Origin of the sequence: Pseudomonas sp. BN606 (assembly GCF_029873115.1) — a bacterium.
GTDB lineage: Bacteria > Pseudomonadota > Gammaproteobacteria > Pseudomonadales > Pseudomonadaceae > Metapseudomonas.
In genome coordinates this window covers 77,741-96,188 of the sequence record NZ_SSOF01000083.1, presented here as the reverse complement: position 1 = coordinate 96,188, position 18,448 = coordinate 77,741, and the positions used below count along the sequence as shown (strand labels likewise).

16 protein-coding genes are annotated in these 18,448 nt (G+C 63.7%); 8 read left to right on the top strand and 8 right to left on the bottom strand.

Annotation, left to right across the window (positions count from 1 at the left end; all coding sequences use genetic code 11):
* The first annotated feature begins 3 nt into the window (after nt 1-3).
* The 4 genes from E8E75_RS26535 to E8E75_RS26520 all read left to right on the top strand — a co-directional run bounded on the left by E8E75_RS26535 (nt 4) and on the right by E8E75_RS26520 (nt 3,827).
* A complete protein-coding gene (locus E8E75_RS26535) occupies nt 4-735 on the top strand; it encodes an amino acid ABC transporter ATP-binding protein (RefSeq protein ID WP_120651897.1) in 732 nt (243 codons plus the stop codon).
* Complete coding sequence (locus E8E75_RS26530; RefSeq protein WP_120651898.1) at nt 735-1,457, top strand: class II aldolase/adducin family protein; 723 nt, start codon at nt 735-737, stop codon at nt 1,455-1,457. Before E8E75_RS26535 ends, E8E75_RS26530 begins: the two co-directional genes overlap by 1 nt.
* A 97-nt stretch (nt 1,458-1,554) precedes the next feature.
* Nucleotides 1,555-2,940: a sodium:solute symporter gene (locus tag E8E75_RS26525; RefSeq protein WP_120651899.1), complete on the top strand. Its 1,386-nt coding sequence runs from the start codon at nt 1,555-1,557 to the stop codon at nt 2,938-2,940.
* A gap of 161 nt (nt 2,941-3,101) precedes the next feature.
* Nucleotides 3,102-3,827: an MBL fold metallo-hydrolase gene (locus tag E8E75_RS26520; protein WP_153917982.1), complete on the top strand. Its 726-nt coding sequence runs from the start codon at nt 3,102-3,104 to the stop codon at nt 3,825-3,827.
* A gap of 5 nt (nt 3,828-3,832) precedes the next feature.
* Here the strand turns inward: E8E75_RS26520 and E8E75_RS26515 are convergent, their stop codons facing one another.
* Nucleotides 3,833-3,970, bottom strand: coding sequence for a PA1414 family protein (locus E8E75_RS26515; RefSeq protein WP_162945833.1), 138 nt, complete (start codon nt 3,968-3,970; stop codon nt 3,833-3,835).
* A gap of 307 nt (nt 3,971-4,277) precedes the next feature.
* A complete protein-coding gene (locus tag E8E75_RS26510; protein WP_120651901.1) occupies nt 4,278-5,165 on the bottom strand; it encodes a LysR family transcriptional regulator in 888 nt (295 codons plus the stop codon).
* 110 nt (nt 5,166-5,275) lie between these two features.
* Here E8E75_RS26510 and E8E75_RS26505 point away from each other — a divergent pair, with 110 nt between their 5' ends.
* On the top strand, nt 5,276-6,463 hold the full coding sequence (locus E8E75_RS26505) for an MFS transporter (protein ID WP_153917980.1): 1,188 nt from the start codon (nt 5,276-5,278) through the stop codon (nt 6,461-6,463).
* A 75-nt stretch (nt 6,464-6,538) separates the two neighbouring features.
* On the opposite strand, the gene E8E75_RS26500 is transcribed toward E8E75_RS26505, so the two are convergent.
* The 5 genes from E8E75_RS26500 to E8E75_RS26480 form a co-directional block, all read right to left on the bottom strand.
* Nucleotides 6,539-7,624: an extracellular solute-binding protein gene (locus E8E75_RS26500; protein ID WP_153917978.1), complete on the bottom strand. Its 1,086-nt coding sequence runs from the start codon at nt 7,622-7,624 to the stop codon at nt 6,539-6,541.
* Nucleotides 7,621-8,661, bottom strand: coding sequence for a histone deacetylase family protein (locus E8E75_RS26495; protein ID WP_120651903.1), 1,041 nt, complete (start codon nt 8,659-8,661; stop codon nt 7,621-7,623). Before E8E75_RS26495 ends, E8E75_RS26500 begins: the two co-directional genes overlap by 4 nt.
* A gap of 208 nt (nt 8,662-8,869) precedes the next feature.
* Nucleotides 8,870-9,889 (bottom strand): AraC family transcriptional regulator, encoded by a 1,020-nt coding sequence (locus E8E75_RS26490; RefSeq protein WP_120651904.1) that lies wholly within the window; start codon nt 9,887-9,889, stop codon nt 8,870-8,872.
* 5 nt (nt 9,890-9,894) lie between these two features.
* Nucleotides 9,895-11,631, bottom strand: coding sequence for a bifunctional isocitrate dehydrogenase kinase/phosphatase (gene aceK / locus E8E75_RS26485; RefSeq protein ID WP_120651905.1), 1,737 nt, complete (start codon nt 11,629-11,631; stop codon nt 9,895-9,897).
* A 173-nt stretch (nt 11,632-11,804) separates the two neighbouring features.
* A complete protein-coding gene (locus E8E75_RS26480) occupies nt 11,805-12,719 on the bottom strand; it encodes a LysR family transcriptional regulator (protein ID WP_153917976.1) in 915 nt (304 codons plus the stop codon).
* Nucleotides 12,720-12,825: 106 nt separating this feature from the next.
* Here E8E75_RS26480 and E8E75_RS26475 point away from each other — a divergent pair, with 106 nt between their 5' ends.
* The gene (locus E8E75_RS26475; RefSeq protein ID WP_153917974.1) at nt 12,826-14,568 is read left to right on the top strand and encodes an amidohydrolase; all 1,743 of its coding nucleotides are present in this window, start codon (nt 12,826-12,828) and stop codon (nt 14,566-14,568) included.
* A gap of 102 nt (nt 14,569-14,670) precedes the next feature.
* On the top strand, nt 14,671-15,402 hold the full coding sequence (locus E8E75_RS26470; protein ID WP_280359912.1) for a TorF family putative porin: 732 nt from the start codon (nt 14,671-14,673) through the stop codon (nt 15,400-15,402).
* Between the two features lie 252 nt (nt 15,403-15,654).
* On the opposite strand, the gene E8E75_RS26465 is transcribed toward E8E75_RS26470, so the two are convergent.
* Complete coding sequence (locus E8E75_RS26465) at nt 15,655-16,572, bottom strand: LysR family transcriptional regulator (RefSeq protein WP_120651909.1); 918 nt, start codon at nt 16,570-16,572, stop codon at nt 15,655-15,657.
* Nucleotides 16,573-16,677: 105 nt separating this feature from the next.
* Between E8E75_RS26465 and E8E75_RS26460 the strand changes: the two genes are divergently transcribed.
* Nucleotides 16,678-18,420, top strand: a complete 1,743-nt coding sequence (locus tag E8E75_RS26460; protein ID WP_153917971.1) for an amidohydrolase — start codon at nt 16,678-16,680, stop codon at nt 18,418-18,420.
* Nucleotides 18,421-18,448: the final 28 nt, after the last annotated feature.

Below are 18,448 nucleotides of genomic sequence, written 5' to 3'. Positions count from 1 at the left end.
GCCATGAACGAAATCATTCGTCTGCAGAACGTCGGCAAGCACTATGACGATTTCCAGGTGCTGCAGGGCATCAACCTGTCGGTACGCCAGGGCGAGAAGATCGTCATCTGCGGCCCGTCGGGCTCTGGCAAGTCGACCCTGATCCGCTGCATCAATCGCCTCAATCCCCATGACAGCGGCACCATCACGGTCGAGGACCAGGACATCTCCACCAAATCCGGAAGCGACCACGTGCGCCGTGAAGTCGGCATGGTGTTCCAGAACTTCAACCTGTTCCCGCACATGACAGTGCTGGAGAACTGCACCCTGGCCCCGATGAAGGTGCGAGGCATGGGCCGCAAGCAGGCCGAGGAACTCGCCCTGCGTTACCTGAATCGGGTGCACATCGGCTCCCAGGCACACAAGAAGCCCGGCCAACTGTCCGGCGGCCAGCAGCAACGGGTGGCCATTGCCCGTGCCCTGTGCATGAACCCCAAGGTCATGCTCTTCGACGAGCCCACCTCGGCGCTGGACCCGGAAATGGTCGGCGAAGTACTCGAAGTGATGACCGAGCTGGCCCTGGACGGCATGACCATGCTCTGCGTGACCCATGAGATGGGCTTCGCCCGCAAGGTGGCCGACCGCGTGGTGTTCATGGACGCGGGCCAGATCGTGGAAACCGCCACCCCGAACGAGTTCTTCGATAACCCGCAGCATCCGCGAACCCGCGCATTCCTCTCGCAGATCCGTCACTGATGAACGCACAAAACGAAGCCATCCTTCGCCGTGACCTGGCGGCCGCCTACCGGCTGGCCGCCCTGTTCGACTGGGATGACACCCTCTACACCCACTTCTCGGTGCGCTTGCCGGGCGTGGAGCCGCGCTTCCTGATCAACCCGTTCGGGCTGATGTTCGAGGAAATCCGCGCCAGCGACCTGATAGTCGTGGACATGCACGGCCGCGTGCTGGAAGGCAACGCCGACTACAACATCGCCGGTTTCACCATTCACAGCGCGGTGCACATGGCCCGCGCCGATGCCCACTGCGTGATCCACACCCATACCCTCGCGGGTATGGCGGTGGCCGCCTCGGACAACGGCCTGGCCCAGCTCAACCAGATCAGCGCCGAGTTCCATCAGCGGGTCGGCTACCACACCTACGAAGGCATTGCCCTGGACCTGGGTGAGCGCGAGCGCCTGGTGGACTCCCTCGGCGACAACATCGCCCTGATGCTGCGCCACCACGGGCTGCTCAGCGTCGGCGCCAGTGTCGCCGATGCCTTCTACGTCATGTACTACCTGAACAAGGCGTGCGAGATACAAGTCGCCGCCTCGTCACTGCGCGGCATCCGCGAGATGCCGAACGAGCTCAGCGTGCACGCCTGCGAACAGTTCCAGGCCTGCGAATGGCAACGCCAGCTGGTCTGGGAAGCCTGGCTGAGAAAGCTCGAAAGGGACTGCCCGGAATACAAGGACTAAGACGAATACAAGAGGCGCAGTGTGAAGCGTTGCGCGCCTTGCAACACCTGTCGCGGCCTCAAAGTCGCGGCAACAACAATAGAAAGAGAGACCTGTAATGGCTTTGGATATTTTCGTAGTACTCCTATACGTAGCTGCCATGCTCGCACTGGGCTGGTACGGCATGCGCCGCGCCAAGACCCGTGAAGACTACCTGGTTGCCGGACGCAACCTTGGCCCGGGCTTCTACCTCGGCACCATGGCTGCCACCGTACTCGGCGGCGCCGCCACCATCGGTACCGTTCGCCTGGGCTACGTCCATGGCATTTCCGGTTTCTGGCTGTGCGCCAGCCTCGGCTTCGGCATCATGGGCATCAGCCTGTTCCTGGCCAAGCCGCTGCTGAAACTGAAGATCTACACCGTGACCCAGGTGCTGGAACGTCGCTACAACCCGACCGCTCGCCATGCCAGCGCCGCCATCATGCTGGTGTACGCGCTGATGATCGGCGCCACTTCCACCATCGCCATCGGCACCGTGATGCAAGTCCTGTTCGGCCTGCCGTTCTGGGTGTCCGTGCTGATCGGCGGCGGCATCGTGGTTGCCTACTCCACCATCGGCGGTATGTGGTCCCTGACCCTGACCGACATCGTGCAGTTCATGATCATGACCATCGGCCTGGTATTTATCCTGCTGCCGATGACCATGAGCGACGCGGGTGGCTGGGATGCTCTGGTGGCCAAGCTGCCGGAAAGCTACTTCTCCCTGACCGCCATCGGCTGGGACACCATCATCACCTACTTCCTGATCTACTTCTTCGGCATTTTCATCGGCCAGGACATCTGGCAGCGCGTGTTCACCGCTCGCAGCGAGAACGTCGCCAAGGTCGCGGGTACCGCCGCAGGCGTGTACTGCGTGCTCTACGGCCTGGCCGGCGCCCTGATCGGCATGGCCGCCAAGGTGCTGCTGCCTGACCTGGACAACGTCAACAACGCCTTCGCCACCATCGTCGACACCACCCTGCCGGACGGCATCCGTGGCCTGGTAGTCGCCGCTGCCCTGGCCGCCCTGATGTCCACCGCCAGCGCCGGCCTGCTGGCCGCCTCCACTACCGCTGCCCAGGACCTGTGGCCGCTGCTGGGTGGCAAGGCCGATGACGAAGGCGACGCGCACAAGAACCGCCTGTTCACCCTGCTGCTGGGTGTCGTGGTACTGGGCATCGCCCTGGTCGTGAGCGACGTGATCAGCGCTCTGACCCTGGCCTACAACCTGCTGGTCGGCGGCATGCTGATTCCGCTGCTGGGCGCCATCTACTGGAAGCGCGCCAGCACCGCCGGCGCCATCGCCAGCATGATCCTGGGCAGCGTCACCGCCTGCATCTTCATGTTCACCGACGGCCTCGAAGCCAACACCCCGATCTACTACAGCCTGGCTGTAGGCGCGGTGAGCTTCGTTGTGATCAGCCTGCTGTCCCGTCGCTCGGAAACTGCCGGCGAACTGGCCTGACTTGCACTGCCGCCTCTCCCCGGAGGCGGCATTTCCGGCCCCGGTCCGGCCCCCGCCGACCGGGGCTTTTTTTATTCGGGGCGAGAGAACCTAACCTGTAGGGGCGAACTCATTCGCCCCTACAGGTTCAGCCCCTAGGCAATCAATGCACGGAGCACCCCATGAAAATCGTCCGCCGCGACCAATGGTTCGAAGTCGAGCACTGCTACGACGGCATCAGCCTGATCAGCGAGCCCTACGTGCGGCCGTTCTACCGCTGCAACCTTTGGCATATCCAGGGCCGCGACAAGGATGTGCTGATCGACTCCGGCTCCGGTCTGGTCAGCCTGCGCGAGCAGCTGCCCTGGCTCACTCAGCGGCCGCTGCTGGCGGTGGCCAGCCACACCCATTTCGACCATATCGCCGGCCACCACGAGTTCCCCGAGCGCCTGGTGCACCCGGCGGAGGCGGACATCCTCGCCGCCCCCACCGGGGCCAATACCCTGTCGGCGGACTACGTCGGTGATGAGATGTTCGAGGCGCACCCCGATTGTCCGCTGTGCTACGCGGAGTACCGTGTGAAGGCGGCTCCGGCAACGCGGTTGATCGATGAGGGCGATGTGCTGGACCTGGGTGACAGGGTCCTGGAGGTGCTGCATACCCCCGGTCATTCACCGGGCGGCATCAGCCTGTGGGAAGCGAAGACGCAAACGCTGTTCAGCGGCGACATCGTCTACGACGGTCCGCTGATCGATAACGCCTATCACTCGAATCTTGAGGATTACGCGAAAAGCCTTACACGGCTGCGCGACCTTCCGGTGCGCACCGTGCATGGCGGTCATTTCCCCAGCTTTTCCGGTGAGCGCCTGCGCCAGCTGGCGAACAACTGGCTCAAGGCACACGAGTAAGCCGGTTACCCTTTCGGGCGGCGCTGCTCGGCGAGACGGCGCTGCTCTTCACTACGGACCGGAATGGGTTGCAGGCGCGGTGCCTCGATGAGGCCCAGCGCGACACCCAACTGCCACATCCACGCATCTAGCCGCTTCTTCATGCTTGACCCCCTTTCCCGGAAGTTGGTCGGGTGGCCCTTGCTTCTTGGACCACCCTTGTCTGGAGCTTAGTTGCTCCGGGCAAGATCCAAAATACGCTCACCCGGAAATTTCCTACTGATCTGAATCAAACCGCTGAACGGTACAAGGGACGGCGCCTACAAGCATCTTCCATACGATCATGCCTCCCGAATGCAAATGCCGATGGATATCGCTTCGCTCGTGGACTACCCATCCATAACTCAACGCAGGGGGTGCTACGCGCACCAGATTGCCGGCGAGCAGATGCATCGGTGCGCACAGCGCACCCTACACTGGAATCGGCGACGATGACCCATCGCGCCGCTCCTGCTGCAGGTCGATCCAGGCGCGCAAGTTGGCCCCAAGCATGCCCTTGCGCCACATCAGCCAGGTGGTGGCGCGATCGAATGGCGCGCCCAACTCATGCACCCGCACCTCTTCCCTGCCCGGCAGGCTGTTCAACATCGAACGTGGCACCAGGGCAATGCCGCCGCCAGCGATTACACAGGCCAGCATGCTGTGGTAGGACTCGATTTCCATCGGCGGCGACATCGGCACCCGTGAAGCCACGAACCAGCCCTCCAGGCGTCTGCGGTAGGAGCAACTCTGGCGAAACGCATAGACTTCCAGCCCTGCCACATCCTCGGCCGAGCGCACCGGACCGTGGCTGGCCTCGGTGATCAGCACCATCTCTTCTTCGAACATCGGCAGCCCATCCAACTCGGCGAACTCCACCGGGCCATCCACCAGGGCAGCATCCAGGCGACCGCCCAGCAGGCCATCCAGGAGTTCACCGCTGGGAGCGGTCTGCACTTGCAGGTTCACCGCCGGCCAAGTGCGGTGGTAGCGCACCAGCATGGGCGGCAAGTGGATGGCGGCCGTGCTGAACATCGAACCAATGACGAAATCCCCCGCTGGCTCGCCGCCGCGCAAGGCCGCCTCGGCTTCCGCCTGCAGGGCGAACATGCGTTCGGCGTATCCCAACAGCACCTTGCCCGCCGGCGACAGGGTCAGCCGCTGACGTTCACGCAGGAACAGCTCCACCCCCAGGTTCTCTTCCAGCTGCTTGAGGCGCGTGGAGAGGTTGGATGGCACCCGGTGCAGGCGGGACGCGGCGCGGGTAATGGAGCCCTCCTCGGCCACGGCCTGGAAGATGCGGAGCTGGCTGAGTTCCATGAATTCACCATTCAATAAAAGAGAACAACTGCATTATTTTTTATTCGTTTTTCATGAACAACACCAGTGCTTAGGATGGAATCCCGATGATCTGCTTCGGAGCCCTTTCCATGTCCCCGCTGATCCGACTAATTGCCTGCTTCACGGCCCTGCTGGTGGCCATGGGGGTCGGCCGCTTCGCCCTCACTCCGCAGCTCCCGCACCTGATCGCCGAAGGTCAGGTGAGCCTGACCGGCGCCAGCCTGGTGGCGGCCGCCAACTACCTGGGCTATCTGGTCGGCGCCCTGGACGCCTTCCGCTCCAGCTCGTCGCGCCAGGCACGACTGCGCCTGGTCCTGGGGCTCTGGGCCACCGTATTGCTGACACTGGTTTCAGTGCCGGCCGACGGCTTCTGGTCCCACGCGCTGCTGCGCTTCGGCCTGGGCGTGAGCAGTGCCTGGGTGTTGGTGGTAGTCACCGGCCTCAGCCAGCGTATAGCCGCCGAAGCCAATCGGCCGCGCCTGGGCAGCCTGGTCTTCGCTGGTCCCGCCTTCGGAGTGATGCTGACCGGGCTCCTGGCCCTTGAACTGAACCTGCAAGGCCGGGGCTCCACCGCTATCTGGCTCGCCTTCGGTGGCCTCGCCCTGGTGCTCACCCTGATTGTCCAGCCGCTGCTACCACATCAGCAGCCGGCCGCGACTGTGACCGAACAACCCGCACGGCAACGACCACGCGCGTTGTATACCCTGCTCGCCGCCTATGGCCTGGTAGGCCTGGGTTACATCATTCCCGCCACCTTTCTTTCGCAGATGGCTGCCGCGCGTTTTCACGGGCAATGGCAGGCGGACCTGTTCTGGCCTGCCTTTGGCCTGGCGGCTGCACTCGGTGTTCTGCTGGTCAGCCAGCGCCGTCAGCGACCGGGTGGCACCCGCCGCTGGCTGGTAGTCGCGCTCTGGCTGCAGGCTGCGGGTACCCTGGCCTGCGCTCTGCCGGGCATGGCCGGGTTGGTTCTGGGAGTGATCCTCAGTGGTGGCCCCTTCCTCGCCGGCATGCAACTGGTGATGCAGCAAGCGCGCGAACTGGACCCGCATGGCCACGCCCGCAATGTCGGCCTGCTGACCGCTGCCTTCGCCCTGGGCCAACTGGCAGGCCCGTTGCTGGCGGCCTTGAGCAGCCACCTTTCCGGCGGGCTGCAACCGGCACTCTATGTAGCCGGCGCGGGGCTGATGCTGGCGGGGGGATTGATGATAGGGACCTGGGGTCGGAAACCTGTGGGGGCGAATTCATTCGCCAAGCAGGCCGAAGGGCTGCCCCATTGAGGTTGAGGGGCTGCTACGCAGCCCTTCGCGAATGAATTCGCCCCCACAAAAGGCAGGCACCAACGAGGAGAGTATCTAGGTCCCGGTCTTGATCTTGGTCCAGGTGCGGGTACGGATGCGCTCCAGCTTCGGCGGCAGCATCTCCACCGAGAACAGCTTGGCCTGCACCTCCGCCGGCGGGTAGACGTTGGGGTTGTCGCGCAGCTCGGCGGAGATCAGCGAGTCTGCCGCCTGGTTCGGGTTGGCGTAGGCGACGTGGTCGGAGATCGGCGCCACCACTTCAGGACGCAGCAGGTAGTTGAGGAAGGCGTGGGCCTGCTCGACGTTCTTCGCATCCTTCGGAATCGCCAGCACATCGAACCAGGCCGCGGTGCCCTCCTTGGGGATGCGGTACTCCACCTTCACGCCGTTACCGGCTTCCCGCGCACGGGCGGCCGCCTGCATCGCACCGCCAGACCAGGCGAGGGCCACGCAGACCTCGCCATTGGCGAGGTCGGTGACGAACTTCGACGAGCTGAAGTAGGTGATGTTCGGCCGGAGTCTGACCAGCAGTTCCTCGGCCTTCTGGTAGTCCTCGGGATTACGGCTGTTGGGCGACAGGCCCAGGTAATGCAGGACTTCAGGAATCACTTCGGTGGGCGAGTCGAGGAAGGCAACGCCGCATTGCTTGAGCTTGGCCAGGTTGTCCGGGTTGAAGATCAGCTCCCAGGAATCCACCGGCGCGTTTTCGCCCAGCACAGCCTTCACCTTGTCGACGTTGTAAGCAATGCCGTTGGTGCCCCACATGTACGGCATCACGTACTGGTTGCCCGGGTCCTTGGCGGCCAGGACCTTGAGCAGCGCCGGGTTGAGGTTCTTCCAGTTCGGCAACTTGCTCTTGTCCAGAGGCTGGAACACGCCGGCCTTCATGTAGTTGGGCAGGAAGCTGTCGCTGGGTACCACCAGGTCGTAACCCGAATGGCCGGAGAGCAGCTTGGCCTCCAGCACTTCGTTGCTGTCATACACGTCGTACTGGGGCTTGATGCCACTGTCGGCCTGGAAATTCTTCAGGGTATCCGGAGCGATGTAGTCGAACCAATTGTAGATACGCACCTGGGATTCGGCGGCAGCATTCAGCGAGGCGCCCAGCAAGGCACCGGCCAGCAGGATTCGAGTCTTCATTGCGCGGCCCCTTCGTAGCCCTGCAGGACGTTCACCGCGTTCACGCCGATGGCTTCCACCGCGTAGCCGCCTTCCATGATGAACAGCGTCGGCAGGCCGAGGGCGGCGATGCGCTGGCCCATGCGGATGTAATCCGGCGAGTCCAGCTTGAACTTGGAAATCGGGTCGTCCTTGTAAGTGTCCACGCCCAGGGAGATCACCAGGGCATCCGGCGCGTAGGCAGCGATCCTTCGGCAGGCGTCGTCGAGGGCGGCGGACCAGCCGTCCCAGTCGGTGCCGTGGGGCAACGGGTAGTTGAGGTTGAAGCCTGCGCCCGCACCTTCACCGCGCTCGTCGGCGTGGCCCAGGTAGTAGGGGTACTCCACCAGCGGGTCGCCATGGATCGAGGCGAACAGGACATCGGCGCGGTCGTAGAACAGTTCCTGCGTGCCGTTGCCGTGGTGGTAGTCGACATCGAGGATCGCCACTCGTTTCGCGCCCTGGTCGAGGAAGGCCTGAGTGACGATGGCGGCGTTGTTGAAGAAGCAGTAGCCGCCCATGAAATCGCTGCCGGCATGGTGGCCCGGCGGCCGGCAGAGGGCGAAGGCGGTGTTGGCGCCCTGGCGCATGTGGTCCTGGGCGGTCAGCGCCACCTGGGCAGAGCTGTACACGGCCTGCCAGGTGCCGGCGGTGATCGGCGCTTCGGTGTCGAAGCAGTAGTGGCCGAGTTGGCCATGCAGCGCGGTGGGGATGGGGCCATCGCGGCGCAGACGGCGTGCCGGGAAGGTGGTGGGGAGCATGTCGCAGCTATGGCCTTCGGCGGCCCAGCGATCCCAGGCACCCTTGAGGAACTCCACATAAGCCGCGTCATGCACGCGCAGGACCGGCTCCAGGCCGAAGTCCTTCGGCTCGATCACTTCGCCGATTTCCTGCTGACGGACCCGCGCCAGCACGGTGTCTGCGCGGCTAGGCATTTCGAAGCAGGGCTGGAGCTTGCCGTCGACCAGTTCAGACTGGCCGAAATGGAGACGGTGATCGTCGCTATAGACTGTCAGCATGGGAGGCACCTTATCGGTCTTGTTATTGATGGGGGGATTCTGTGCGGAACCGGGGGGGTTTGCGCAGTGGCAAGGACGGCCAATAGGGGATTTATATGGCCAACTTTCCTGGCCGGACACCCTCTCTCCCATCCCCTCACCCTGAAGTGGGGAGGGGTGACTCGCGCCTGATGTCTTGAATGTGCGGCGCTGAACCCTGCTCCCCCATCTACCCCCGGAAATGACTCGGCGGCTGCCCACTCCAGCGCTGGAAAGCATGGCGCAGGCTGGCGGTTTCGCTGAAGCCGAGTTCTTCGGCGATGCGGTAGATGGGCATGTCACCTTGCTGGAGCATTTCCTTGGCACGGGTGAAGCGCAGTTCGTCCAGCAGTTGCTGGTAGCTGGTCTGCTGCTGGGCCAGGTGACGGCGCAGGCTGCGCGAGGAGCAGTTCATCTGCCGGGCCAGCTCTTCCAGCCCTGGCGGGTCCTGCAGACGCGCGGCAAGCAGGCCGCGAACGCGTTCCAGCCAGGCGCGGCGGGCAGCGAACTCGACATTCTGTCGGCGGCACTGTTCGAGCATTTCCTTGTGGGTCACCGGGTCGGCGAGCGGTAGGCGGCGTGCCAGCCAGGCAGCATCGAACCCCATGGCGCTGCGAGTGGCGCCAAAGCTCACCGGGCAGCCGAAGCCACGCGCATAGGGTCGCACCATGCCACTGCCGGCGGGGTAATCCAGCTGCACTGCGCGCAGTGGCAAAGACTGCCCCAACAGGTCGGCGAAAGTGACCTTGAGCGAGCCCAGGCACACCTCGGTGTTGAACGCCCGCAGGGATTCATCTTCGCTGTAACCACAGGCACTGAGCCACGCAGTGTCGCCGTCCTGCTCCAGGGCAAGTCGAAAGTAGGTGCCCAGCAGCACCGGGTAACTGAGGCCGACGCGCAAGGCATCGCCGAAGGTCGGTGCGGAAAGCATCGCGTAGCCGAGCAGGCCATAGGCGGAGATGCGCGTGCGCAGTCCGAGGGTCAGACCCAGAGCGGGGCGCGGCATCAGGCGCACGGCGTTGGCGTAGACCTGCTGCTCCTGTTCCGGATTGATCAGCCGCTGCAACTCGAGCAGGTCCTGCTCGCTGATGCCGCTGCCGGCCAGTACATCGGCGGTTTCGATGCCCTCCTCCTGCAACAGCGCGGCGGTCAGCGCCGACATGTGCAGGGAGTTGAGCCAGGTGGCGCGGGAGAACGTGTGCTCGACCATGATCCTTACTGGATTGCCTCGGTAAGTTCCCGCTCCTGGCGCCGGTACGGGAAAACGTCGATCACCTTGCCGGAGCGGATTGCCACCTGCAGGGTCTTCCAGTACTCGGCGTCATAGAGGTCGCCATGGAGCTTGGCGAACAGGCGGCGTTGGCCGATATCAGCAAAAAGGAAGCGCGGGAACTCCTCGGGGAACACATCGTTCGGCGCCACGGAGTACCAGGGTTCGGCGGAAAGCTCGTCCTCCGGATAACGCGGTGGCGGAATGACGCGGAAGTTCACCTCGGTGAGGTAGCAGATTTCGTCATAGTCGTAGAACACAACGCGGCCGTGACGGGTGACGCCGAAGTTCTTCAGCAGCATGTCGCCGGGAAAGATGTTCGCCGCCGCCAGTTGCTTGATTGCCAGGCCATAGTCATAGAGCGCCTCGTGCACCTGGGCATCGCTGGCGCTTTCCAGGTAGATGTTCAGCGGGGTCATGCGGCGCTCGGTCCAGCAGTGGCGGATCAGTACCACATCGCCCTCCAGCGCCACGGTGGACGGCGCGACCTCCAGCAGTTCGGCCAGGCATTCCGGCTCGAACTTGGATCTGGGGAAGCGGAAGTCAGCGAACTCCTGGGTATCGGCCATGCGCCCTACCCGGTCGACGTTCTTCACCAGGCGGTACTTCTCGATCACGGTGTTGCGATCCACCGTCTTTGCGTGGGCGAAGCGGTCCTTGATGATCTTGAACACGGTATTGAAGCCCGGCAGCGTGAACACGCTCATCACCATGCCGCGTACACCGGGCGCCATGATGAAGCGGTCGTCGGTGTTGGCCAGGTGGTTGATCAACGCACGATAGAACTCCGACTTGCCGTGCTTGTAGAAGCCGATGGAGGTGTACAGCTCGGCGATGTGCTTGCCCGGCAGTATGCGCTTGAGGAAGCCGACGAACTCGGCCGGCACGGCGACATCCACCATGAAGTAGGAACGGGTGAAGGAGAAGATGATCGACACTTCGGCTTCGTCGGTGATCATGGCGTCGGCCTGGATGCCACGCCCCTCGCGGTGAAGCAGCGGGATTACCAGCGGCCATTGCTCGTCGCGGGTATAGATGCGGCCGACCAGGTAGGCGCCCTTGTTGCGGTACAGCGGGGACGCAAAGAGTTCGATGCACAGCTCCGGGTCCTTGCACACCCAGTCCGGCAGGTTCTCGCGCAATTGGGCTTCGAGGCGTTCGATGTCGCCGGCGCGGTCGTCGTAGGGCACATCGAAGCGGAAGTCGTCGAGTATCGCCGACAGCGCCGCATGCAGCCGGCCCTCGGGGCGATAGCTGCGGGTCTGGGGCGCGCGTTCATGTACGCGCAAGGAAGGCCGTGTGGTGTGAATGAACATGCAGCCGTCGCTGATCAGGTCATGGCTGAACAGGCTGCAGAAAATCGAGTTGTACCAGGTCTCGGACAACTCATCGTCGAAGCGCACGTCGATCAGACCGATGTAGGCGCTCTTCACCAGGGGCCAGAGCTGTACATCCAGCAACTCGTCCATCGCATAGGCCCCACGGAGCCGCTCGCTGGTTTCGCCAACCTTCACTTCGTAGAGGGCGATCCGCGCGGCCGCCGCAAACTGCGTTGCCTGCCATTGTGCCTCCTCGAATCGGGCACGGGCGCCATCGGTGATCTGGCGGAAATGCTCACGGTAATCATCGAAACCATCGAGGATCAGTCGGGCGATGCCTTCGGCCGGCCATTGCTGCGCCATGGTGATTTCTCTGCTGCGGAAACGGGAAAGCCGAGCTTAGCCAGAAAAAAGTGCCCGTTGTAGGGGCGAATTCATTCGCCAAGGGCGGCGTAGCAGCCCCTAGCGACGGTATAGGGCAAACCTGCGGCCTGCCTGGAGATTGCAATCGCCCCTAGAGGAGTCCTCTCGCCTACCTAGGCGATTCCCCTCTCCCGCAGGCAGGCCTCCACCATCTCGATGAACACCCGCACCTTGCGGGTGCGACGGCGATGGGCCAGATAGAGGACATGGACCCAGGGCCCGAAGGCGTCAGGTTCCAGCTCGTAGTCGGACATCACCCGAACCAGTTGGCCACTGGCCAGGTAGGGTGCCGCACTCCATTGCGGCACCACCTGCAACCCATGACCGCCTAGCAGGCAGGCGAGCAGGAAGTCGTAGTTGTCGCTGGTCATTCGCGGCGTGGGCTGCGATACACGGATGCGTTCCTCACCACGCCACAGCCACCAGTAGTGTCGGTTGAGCAGCGGGTGCTGGAAGATCAGCCAGTCATGCTGCTGGTAGGTGTCCAGCGACACGGGAAGCCTCTTGCGCTCCAGATAGGCGGGGCTGGCGCAGAGGTAGATGCGGTTCTTGGTCAACGTCCGGGCGATCAGCCCAGGCAGGTCGGTGGGCCCGTCGCGCAGGGCCAGGTCGTAGCCGCCGTCAATCAGGTCGACAAAGGCGTCGTTCAGGTCCACGTCCAGGCGCACCTGCGGATGTTCGCTCATGAAGCGGCAGCACACCTCACTGAGAAAGGCCGGGCCGAAGGACGGCGGCGCCGTGAGGCGTAGGGTGCCGCGCAATTCGTCCTGCAGTTGGTCCACTTCTTCCCCGGCCAGTTGCAGTTGCATAAGCGCCTGCCGGGCACCTTCCAGGTAAATGTGGCCGGCTTCGGTCAGCGCCATGCGACGGGTGGTGCGTTCGAACAGGCGCACGCCCAGCTCGCTCTCCAGGTGCCCCACTGCCTTGGTCAGCGCGGACGGCGTCTTGCCGATCTGCTCCGCGGCACGGCTGAAGCTGCCGTACTCGGCAGTGGCGACGAACATGTTGAGCGCGCTGAGCTTGTCCATTGATCTGTTCCGGATCGGCACAAAAGTTGTGCGAGAACATAGCATTCTGCCGCTTCACCGGCTTGGTTAGGCTCTCCGGCAGACCAACAAGAACCGGAATCACCTGATGAAAACCTTCGCCCCTAAACTCCTGGCCGTCGCACTGGCTTGTTCCTCGATGGAAAGCTTCGCGGCGGTCGATCTCATCCTGCATAACGCCAAGGTCTACACCGCCGAACCCGGCCAGGCCCTGCAACAGGCCGTGGCCGTGGAAGACGGCAAGGTGCGCGCCGTCGGCAGTAACGCCGAAATCCTGCGCCTGAAGGAGTCCGGCACCCAGGTGATGGACCTCGGCGGCAAAGTGCTCATGCCGGGCTTCATCGACTCACACTCCCACGCGATTTTCGGCGGCCTGGAACTGGACTCGGCCTCCATGGGCGGCCAGCTGATTCCCGTGGAGGAACTGGAGCAGCGCCTGCGCCAATGGCGCGACAACGGCAAGGCGCGGCATGGCGACGCGCTCAGTGTCAGCGGTCTGCCGTCAGCTGCCTGGGGCCAAGTGGCTGAACTGGAACAGCGTTTCAACCGGGGCGAATGGGCCGACGTGCCGATCTTCTTCCTCGGCTGGGACCATCACACCGGCTGGGCCAACCAGGCCATGCTCAAGCGCGCCGGTATCGATGCCGCCAAAGTGAAAGGCCTGAAGGGAGAGGCTCAGGCCACCATCGGCCACCACCCCGATGGCCGCCCCAATGGTTTCCTTGCCGATGCAGGGCTGGACCCGGTGATGGCGCAACTCCCACCCGCCTCGGCCGAGCAACTGCTGAAGGCCGCGCGCTCGGCACTGCGCTACAACCTCAGCCTGGGCATTACCGCGTGGATGGACCCGGCGGCCAACGCCGCGCCGGGGGAGCCCCTGTTCGATTTCAAGCCCACCGCCCAGACCCTCGGCGTGTTGCCGGCCTACAAGGCGCTGGCGGAAAAGGGTGAGCTTACGGCCCACGTCGCCGCCCTGCTGGTGGCCAACCCGAAGAGCAAGCCGGCCGACCTGGACACTCTCGACCAGGTGCGCCAGCGATTCCAGGGCGTGCCCAACCTCACCCTGCCCGGCATCAAGGTCTTCGCCGACGGCGTGGCGGAGGTCCCGGCACAAACCGCCGCGATGCTCGATCCCTACAAGAACTCGAACAAGCGTGGCGAGCTGCTGATCGACCCGGCGCACTTCGGCGATCTGGTCAGCGCGGCCGACGCCCGCGGCTGGCTGGTGCATGTTCATGCCATCGGCGACCGCGCAGTGCGTGAGTCGCTCAATGGCATCGAACAGGCGCGTAAAGACCGCCAGAGCGGCATCGCCCATTCAGTCACCCACTTGCAGATGGTCAACCCGAAGGAGTTTGCGCGCTTCAAGCCGCTGGATGTGATCGCCTCCATGCAGCTCTACTGGGCCAGCGCCGATGAGGTCAGCATCGACCTGGTGCAGCCCTACATCAGCGCCATGGCCTTCCAGTTCCAGTACCCGGCCCGTTCGCTGCTGAAGAACGGCGCCACCATCTCCGGCGCCAGCGACTGGCCGGTAACCACGCCGGAACCCTGGAAGGCGATCTACCAGGCCGTCAGCCGCAAGGGTCCGAAAGGCGTACTGAACGCCGCCGAGGAAATCGACCGGGAAACCATGTTCCAGGCCTACACCCTCAACTCTGCCCGCACCATTGGCCTCGAAAAGCAGATCGGCTCGCTCTCGCCCGGCAAGCAGGCCGACCTGATCCTCCTCGACCGCGACGTGTTCCAGGTCGAACCCGAAGCCCTGCAGGGCACCCAGGTACTGAAAACCTGGTTCGCCGGTCGCGAAGTCTTCAACGCCGCCCTCTAAACACAAGAAACCACCTGCTCCGCATTCGTCCCCGCCATCTGGCGGGGCGGGCGGAGCCTTGCCTGCGTCTGCCCGAACAATCACAACAACGGGAAACCCTCGATGAAAAGCTTCACGCTCCTTGCGCTCGCCCTGGCTCCGCTCGCCTGCCAGGCCATAGAACTGAACGACGATTTTTCCTTGCAAGTCGACCTGGCGCTGGTCAGTGACTACCGCACCCGTGGCATTTCCCAGACCCAGAACGACCCGGCTGCCCAGGCTAGCGCCACCCTGCTCCATAGCAGCGGCCTGTACGCCGGGATATGGACCTCCAACGTCGACTTTGGCCTTGGCCTGAAGACCCGCCAGGAAGTGGACTACTACGCCGGCTGGTACTGGCAGGCCACCGATGAAGTGAACCTTGACCTCGGCTACATCAAGTACAGTTTTCCGAAGGAAGGCCAGTTCAACCAGAGCGAGGCCTACGCCATCCTCGGCGCCTACGGCTTCAAGTTCGGCGCCCAGTACTCCAACGACGCGAAGAACCTGATCGGCGAAAAGCAGGACACGTTCTACAGCTACGTCAGCTACGAGTACGCCCTGCCCCTGGATGTGGGCCTGAAGCTGCGCTACGGGCGCAACGACTTCAAGGACCCGCTGTTCTGGTCTGCCCGCGGCGAAAGCTCCAATGCCTACCACGAGTGGGAAGCCAGGCTGACCCGCGACTTTGTCGGTGTCACCTGGGGCATCGCCTACATCGACACCGACCTGTCCGAGTCCGAATGCACCAGTTATTACGGCTTCACCGATGTGTGCAGCTCGACCTGGGTGGCGAGTGTGAGCAAGCATTTCTAGGTCAGGGTGAGGTCTCCCTGTAGGAGCGATTTCAATCGCGAAGCAGGCCGCAGGTCTGCCCCTCAATTCCAAATGGGGCAACGTTGCTGCCCTTCGCGAATGAATTCGCTCCTACAACCAGTGCGCAGGGCGAAGATCGCTCTTCATTGCCGCCATCAGTTCCGCGCCAGACTCCAATGGAGGATCGGTGAAGCATGATCCACCTTTGCGAATCCCACCCTCCGCCCCCAGCGGCAATTCGTATTCAACCGTTCACGCCAGCCCACGCTGCTCCAGAAAGCCCGCCAGGTAGTCGATGAACGCCAGCACCTTGCCGGTGGCACGGCGGTGGCTGGGGTAGACCGCGAGAATCTGCGGGCCAAAGGCGTCCGGGTCGATCTCGTAGTCGGCCATCAACCGCACCAAGCGGCCATCGGCGAAGTAAGGGGCGCCACTCCACAGAGGTGCGTGAAACAGTCCGCCGCCAGCCAGCGCATTGGCCAGCAACAGGTCGTAGTTGTCGCTCTCCAGACGCGGTGCGGCGGGCTGCAGGAGGCTAAGCCGCTGGCCGTCCTTCTCCACCCACCAGTACGTTCGGCTCAACGCCGCGTGCCGGTAGAGCAACCAGTCGTGCTGGTCGAGGGTTGCCGGGGTTACCGGTACCGGATTGCGGGCCAGGTAAGTCGGGCTGGCGCACAAGGCCAGGCAGTTGCGCCCGACAGTCTTGGCGATCAGCCCGGGCTGGTCGCCGCGTCCTTCGCGCAAGGCCAGGTCGTAGCCCGCATCGACGAGATCGATGAATGAGTCGGAAAGATCCACCCGCAACCGAATTTGCGGGTACTCGGCAAGGAACCCCGCGCAGACCTCATCGAGAAAAGCGCGACCGAAAGCCAGTGGCGCAGTCAATCGCAGGCTGCCGTAAAGACCGTGCTGCAACTGGCCGACCTCTTCCCCCACCTCATGCAGGCGCTGCAGTACCTGGCGCGCGGTTTCCAGGTAGACCCGCCCGGCTTCGGTCAGCACGGTGCGCCGGGTACTGCGTTCGAACAGCCGCACGCCGAGCTCTTCTTCCAGGTGGCTGACGGCCTTGGTCAGGGCCGAGGGAGTCTTGCCGAGCTGCTCGGCGGCGCGGCTGAAACTACCGAACTCCGCCGTGGCGACGAACATGGTGATGGCACCGAACTTGTCCATGGTTTTTCCATTCAGGAAAAAAGGTTTTGCACGTTTCGGGCGTTCTGCCAGCCCTGTCGAGTCGCTAGTCTCGCTGCCAGATCAATAAAAACAAGAGGTTCACCAATGAAAGGTTTCAAGCCCACCCTGCTGGCAGTGGCGCTGGCTTTTTCCTCGATGGAGTCCATGGCGGCCGCCGACCTGGTGCTACTCAATGGCAAGCTCTACACCGCCGATCCCTCCAAGCCTTCTGCGCAAGCCATGGCGGTGGCGGACGGCAAGGTGCTGAAGGTGGGTAGCGACGCCGAGATCAAGGCGCTGGCCGATGCGTCCACAAAAATCATCGACCTGGCCGGCAAGCGCCTGCTGCCGGGACTGGTGGACACCCATTCCCATGCCATTTTCGGTGGCCTGGAGATGACCTCCGCGAACATGGAAGACGAGGTGGTGGAACCTGCCGAGCTGGAAAAACGCCTGCGAACCTGGCGTGACGATGGCAGTGCCCGCCATGGCGATGTGCTGAACATCGCGGGCATGAGTTCGGCGTACTGGAGCCGTGCGGAAGAATTTCGCCGCATTTTCAACAACGGCGAATGGACAAAGGTGCCGGTAGTGTTCAGCGGCAGCGATCATCACACCGGTTGGGCCAACCAGGCCATGCTGGATCGCGCCGGCATCGACGCGAAGCTGGTCGCCTCCCTGCCCGAAGCCGAACGCGGCACCCTGGGCATCGACAAGGATGGCAAACCCAACGGCTTCGCGGTGGATGCCGGCTGGGACCGCATTGCCGCCTCCATGCCGTCGGCCAGTGCAGAAGAAATGCTGCGAGCTGGCGAGGCCGCCGTTAAATACAACAACAGCCAGGGCATCACCGCCTGGATGGACCCGGCAGCCAACGCTGCGCCGGGCGAGGCGGTGTTCGCCCTCAAGCCCACGGAAAAGACCGTCGGCGTGTTGCCGGTGTACAAGGCGCTGGCCGACAAGGGTGAGCTGAACGCGCATGTCGCCGCCTTGCTGGTGGCCAACCCGAAGAGCCGTCCCGCCGATCTGGATACCCTCGACAAGGTGCGCAAGCAGTTCCAGGGCATCCCCAACCTGAGCCTGCCCGGCATCAAGGTCTTCGCCGATGGCGTGCTGGAGTACCCGGCCCAGAGCGCCGCGTTGATCGATCCGTACAACAACTCGCAGAAGAAAGGCGAGCTGCTGATCGACCCGGCGCACTTCGGTGAGTTGGTCAGCGCAGCCGACGCCCGTGGTTGGCTGGTGCATATCCATGCCATCGGCGACCGCGCCGTGCGCGAGTCCCTCAACGGCATCGAGCAGGCGCGCAGGGATCGCCAGAGCGGCGTCACCCACTCCATTACCCACCTGCAACTGGTAAACCCCAAGGAATTCGCGCGATTCAAGCCGCTGAACGTGATTGCCTCGATGCAACTGCTGTGGGCCTCAGGCGACGACTACACCCTGGACCTGGTGAAGCCCTACGTCAGCGCGTTCGCCTTCCGCTATCAGTATCCGGCCCACTCGCTGCTGCAACAGGGCGCGACCATTGCCGGCGCCAGCGACTGGCCGGTTTCCTCGCCCAATCCCTGGCAGGCCATCTACCAGGCAGTGACCCGTGAAGGGCCCAAGGGCGTGCTCAACGCCGACGAGCGCATCGACCGCGAAACGATGCTGCAGGCCTACACCCTGAATGCCGCCCGCACCATCGGCCTGGAACAACAGATCGGTTCCCTCGCGCCCGGCAAGCAGGCCGACTTCATCATCCTCGACCGCGACGTGCTCAGCGTCGACGACAAGGACCTGGCCGAAACCCGCGTCCTCAAGACTTACTTCGGCGGCCGCGAAGTCTTCGACGCGGCGCTCTGACAACCAGCACCACCCGCTCCCCGCTCTG

What these genes read in the sequence shown, in the direction of transcription:
- E8E75_RS26505 (WP_153917980.1), top strand. Translation starts at nt 5,276, where the DNA reads ATGTCCCCGCTGATCCGACTAATTGCCTGCTTCACGGCCCTGCTGGTG.
- E8E75_RS26460 (WP_153917971.1), top strand. Translation starts at nt 16,678, where the DNA reads ATGAAAGGTTTCAAGCCCACCCTGCTGGCAGTGGCGCTGGCTTTTTCC.
- E8E75_RS26530 (WP_120651898.1), top strand. Translation starts at nt 735, where the DNA reads ATGAACGCACAAAACGAAGCCATCCTTCGCCGTGACCTGGCGGCCGCC.
- E8E75_RS26515 (WP_162945833.1), bottom strand. Translation starts at nt 3,970, where the DNA reads ATGAAGAAGCGGCTAGATGCGTGGATGTGGCAGTTGGGTGTCGCGCTG.
- E8E75_RS26480 (WP_153917976.1), bottom strand. Translation starts at nt 12,719, where the DNA reads ATGGACAAGCTCAGCGCGCTCAACATGTTCGTCGCCACTGCCGAGTAC.
- E8E75_RS26535 (WP_120651897.1), top strand. Translation starts at nt 4, where the DNA reads ATGAACGAAATCATTCGTCTGCAGAACGTCGGCAAGCACTATGACGAT.
- E8E75_RS26495 (WP_120651903.1), bottom strand. Translation starts at nt 8,661, where the DNA reads ATGCTGACAGTCTATAGCGACGATCACCGTCTCCATTTCGGCCAGTCT.
- E8E75_RS26510 (WP_120651901.1), bottom strand. Translation starts at nt 5,165, where the DNA reads ATGGAACTCAGCCAGCTCCGCATCTTCCAGGCCGTGGCCGAGGAGGGC.
- E8E75_RS26490 (WP_120651904.1), bottom strand. Translation starts at nt 9,889, where the DNA reads ATGGTCGAGCACACGTTCTCCCGCGCCACCTGGCTCAACTCCCTGCAC.
- E8E75_RS26465 (WP_120651909.1), bottom strand. Translation starts at nt 16,572, where the DNA reads ATGGACAAGTTCGGTGCCATCACCATGTTCGTCGCCACGGCGGAGTTC.
- E8E75_RS26475 (WP_153917974.1), top strand. Translation starts at nt 12,826, where the DNA reads ATGAAAACCTTCGCCCCTAAACTCCTGGCCGTCGCACTGGCTTGTTCC.
- E8E75_RS26500 (WP_153917978.1), bottom strand. Translation starts at nt 7,624, where the DNA reads ATGAAGACTCGAATCCTGCTGGCCGGTGCCTTGCTGGGCGCCTCGCTG.
- E8E75_RS26470 (WP_280359912.1), top strand. Translation starts at nt 14,671, where the DNA reads ATGAAAAGCTTCACGCTCCTTGCGCTCGCCCTGGCTCCGCTCGCCTGC.
- E8E75_RS26520 (WP_153917982.1), top strand. Translation starts at nt 3,102, where the DNA reads ATGAAAATCGTCCGCCGCGACCAATGGTTCGAAGTCGAGCACTGCTAC.
- E8E75_RS26525 (WP_120651899.1), top strand. Translation starts at nt 1,555, where the DNA reads ATGGCTTTGGATATTTTCGTAGTACTCCTATACGTAGCTGCCATGCTC.
- aceK (WP_120651905.1), bottom strand. Translation starts at nt 11,631, where the DNA reads ATGGCGCAGCAATGGCCGGCCGAAGGCATCGCCCGACTGATCCTCGAT.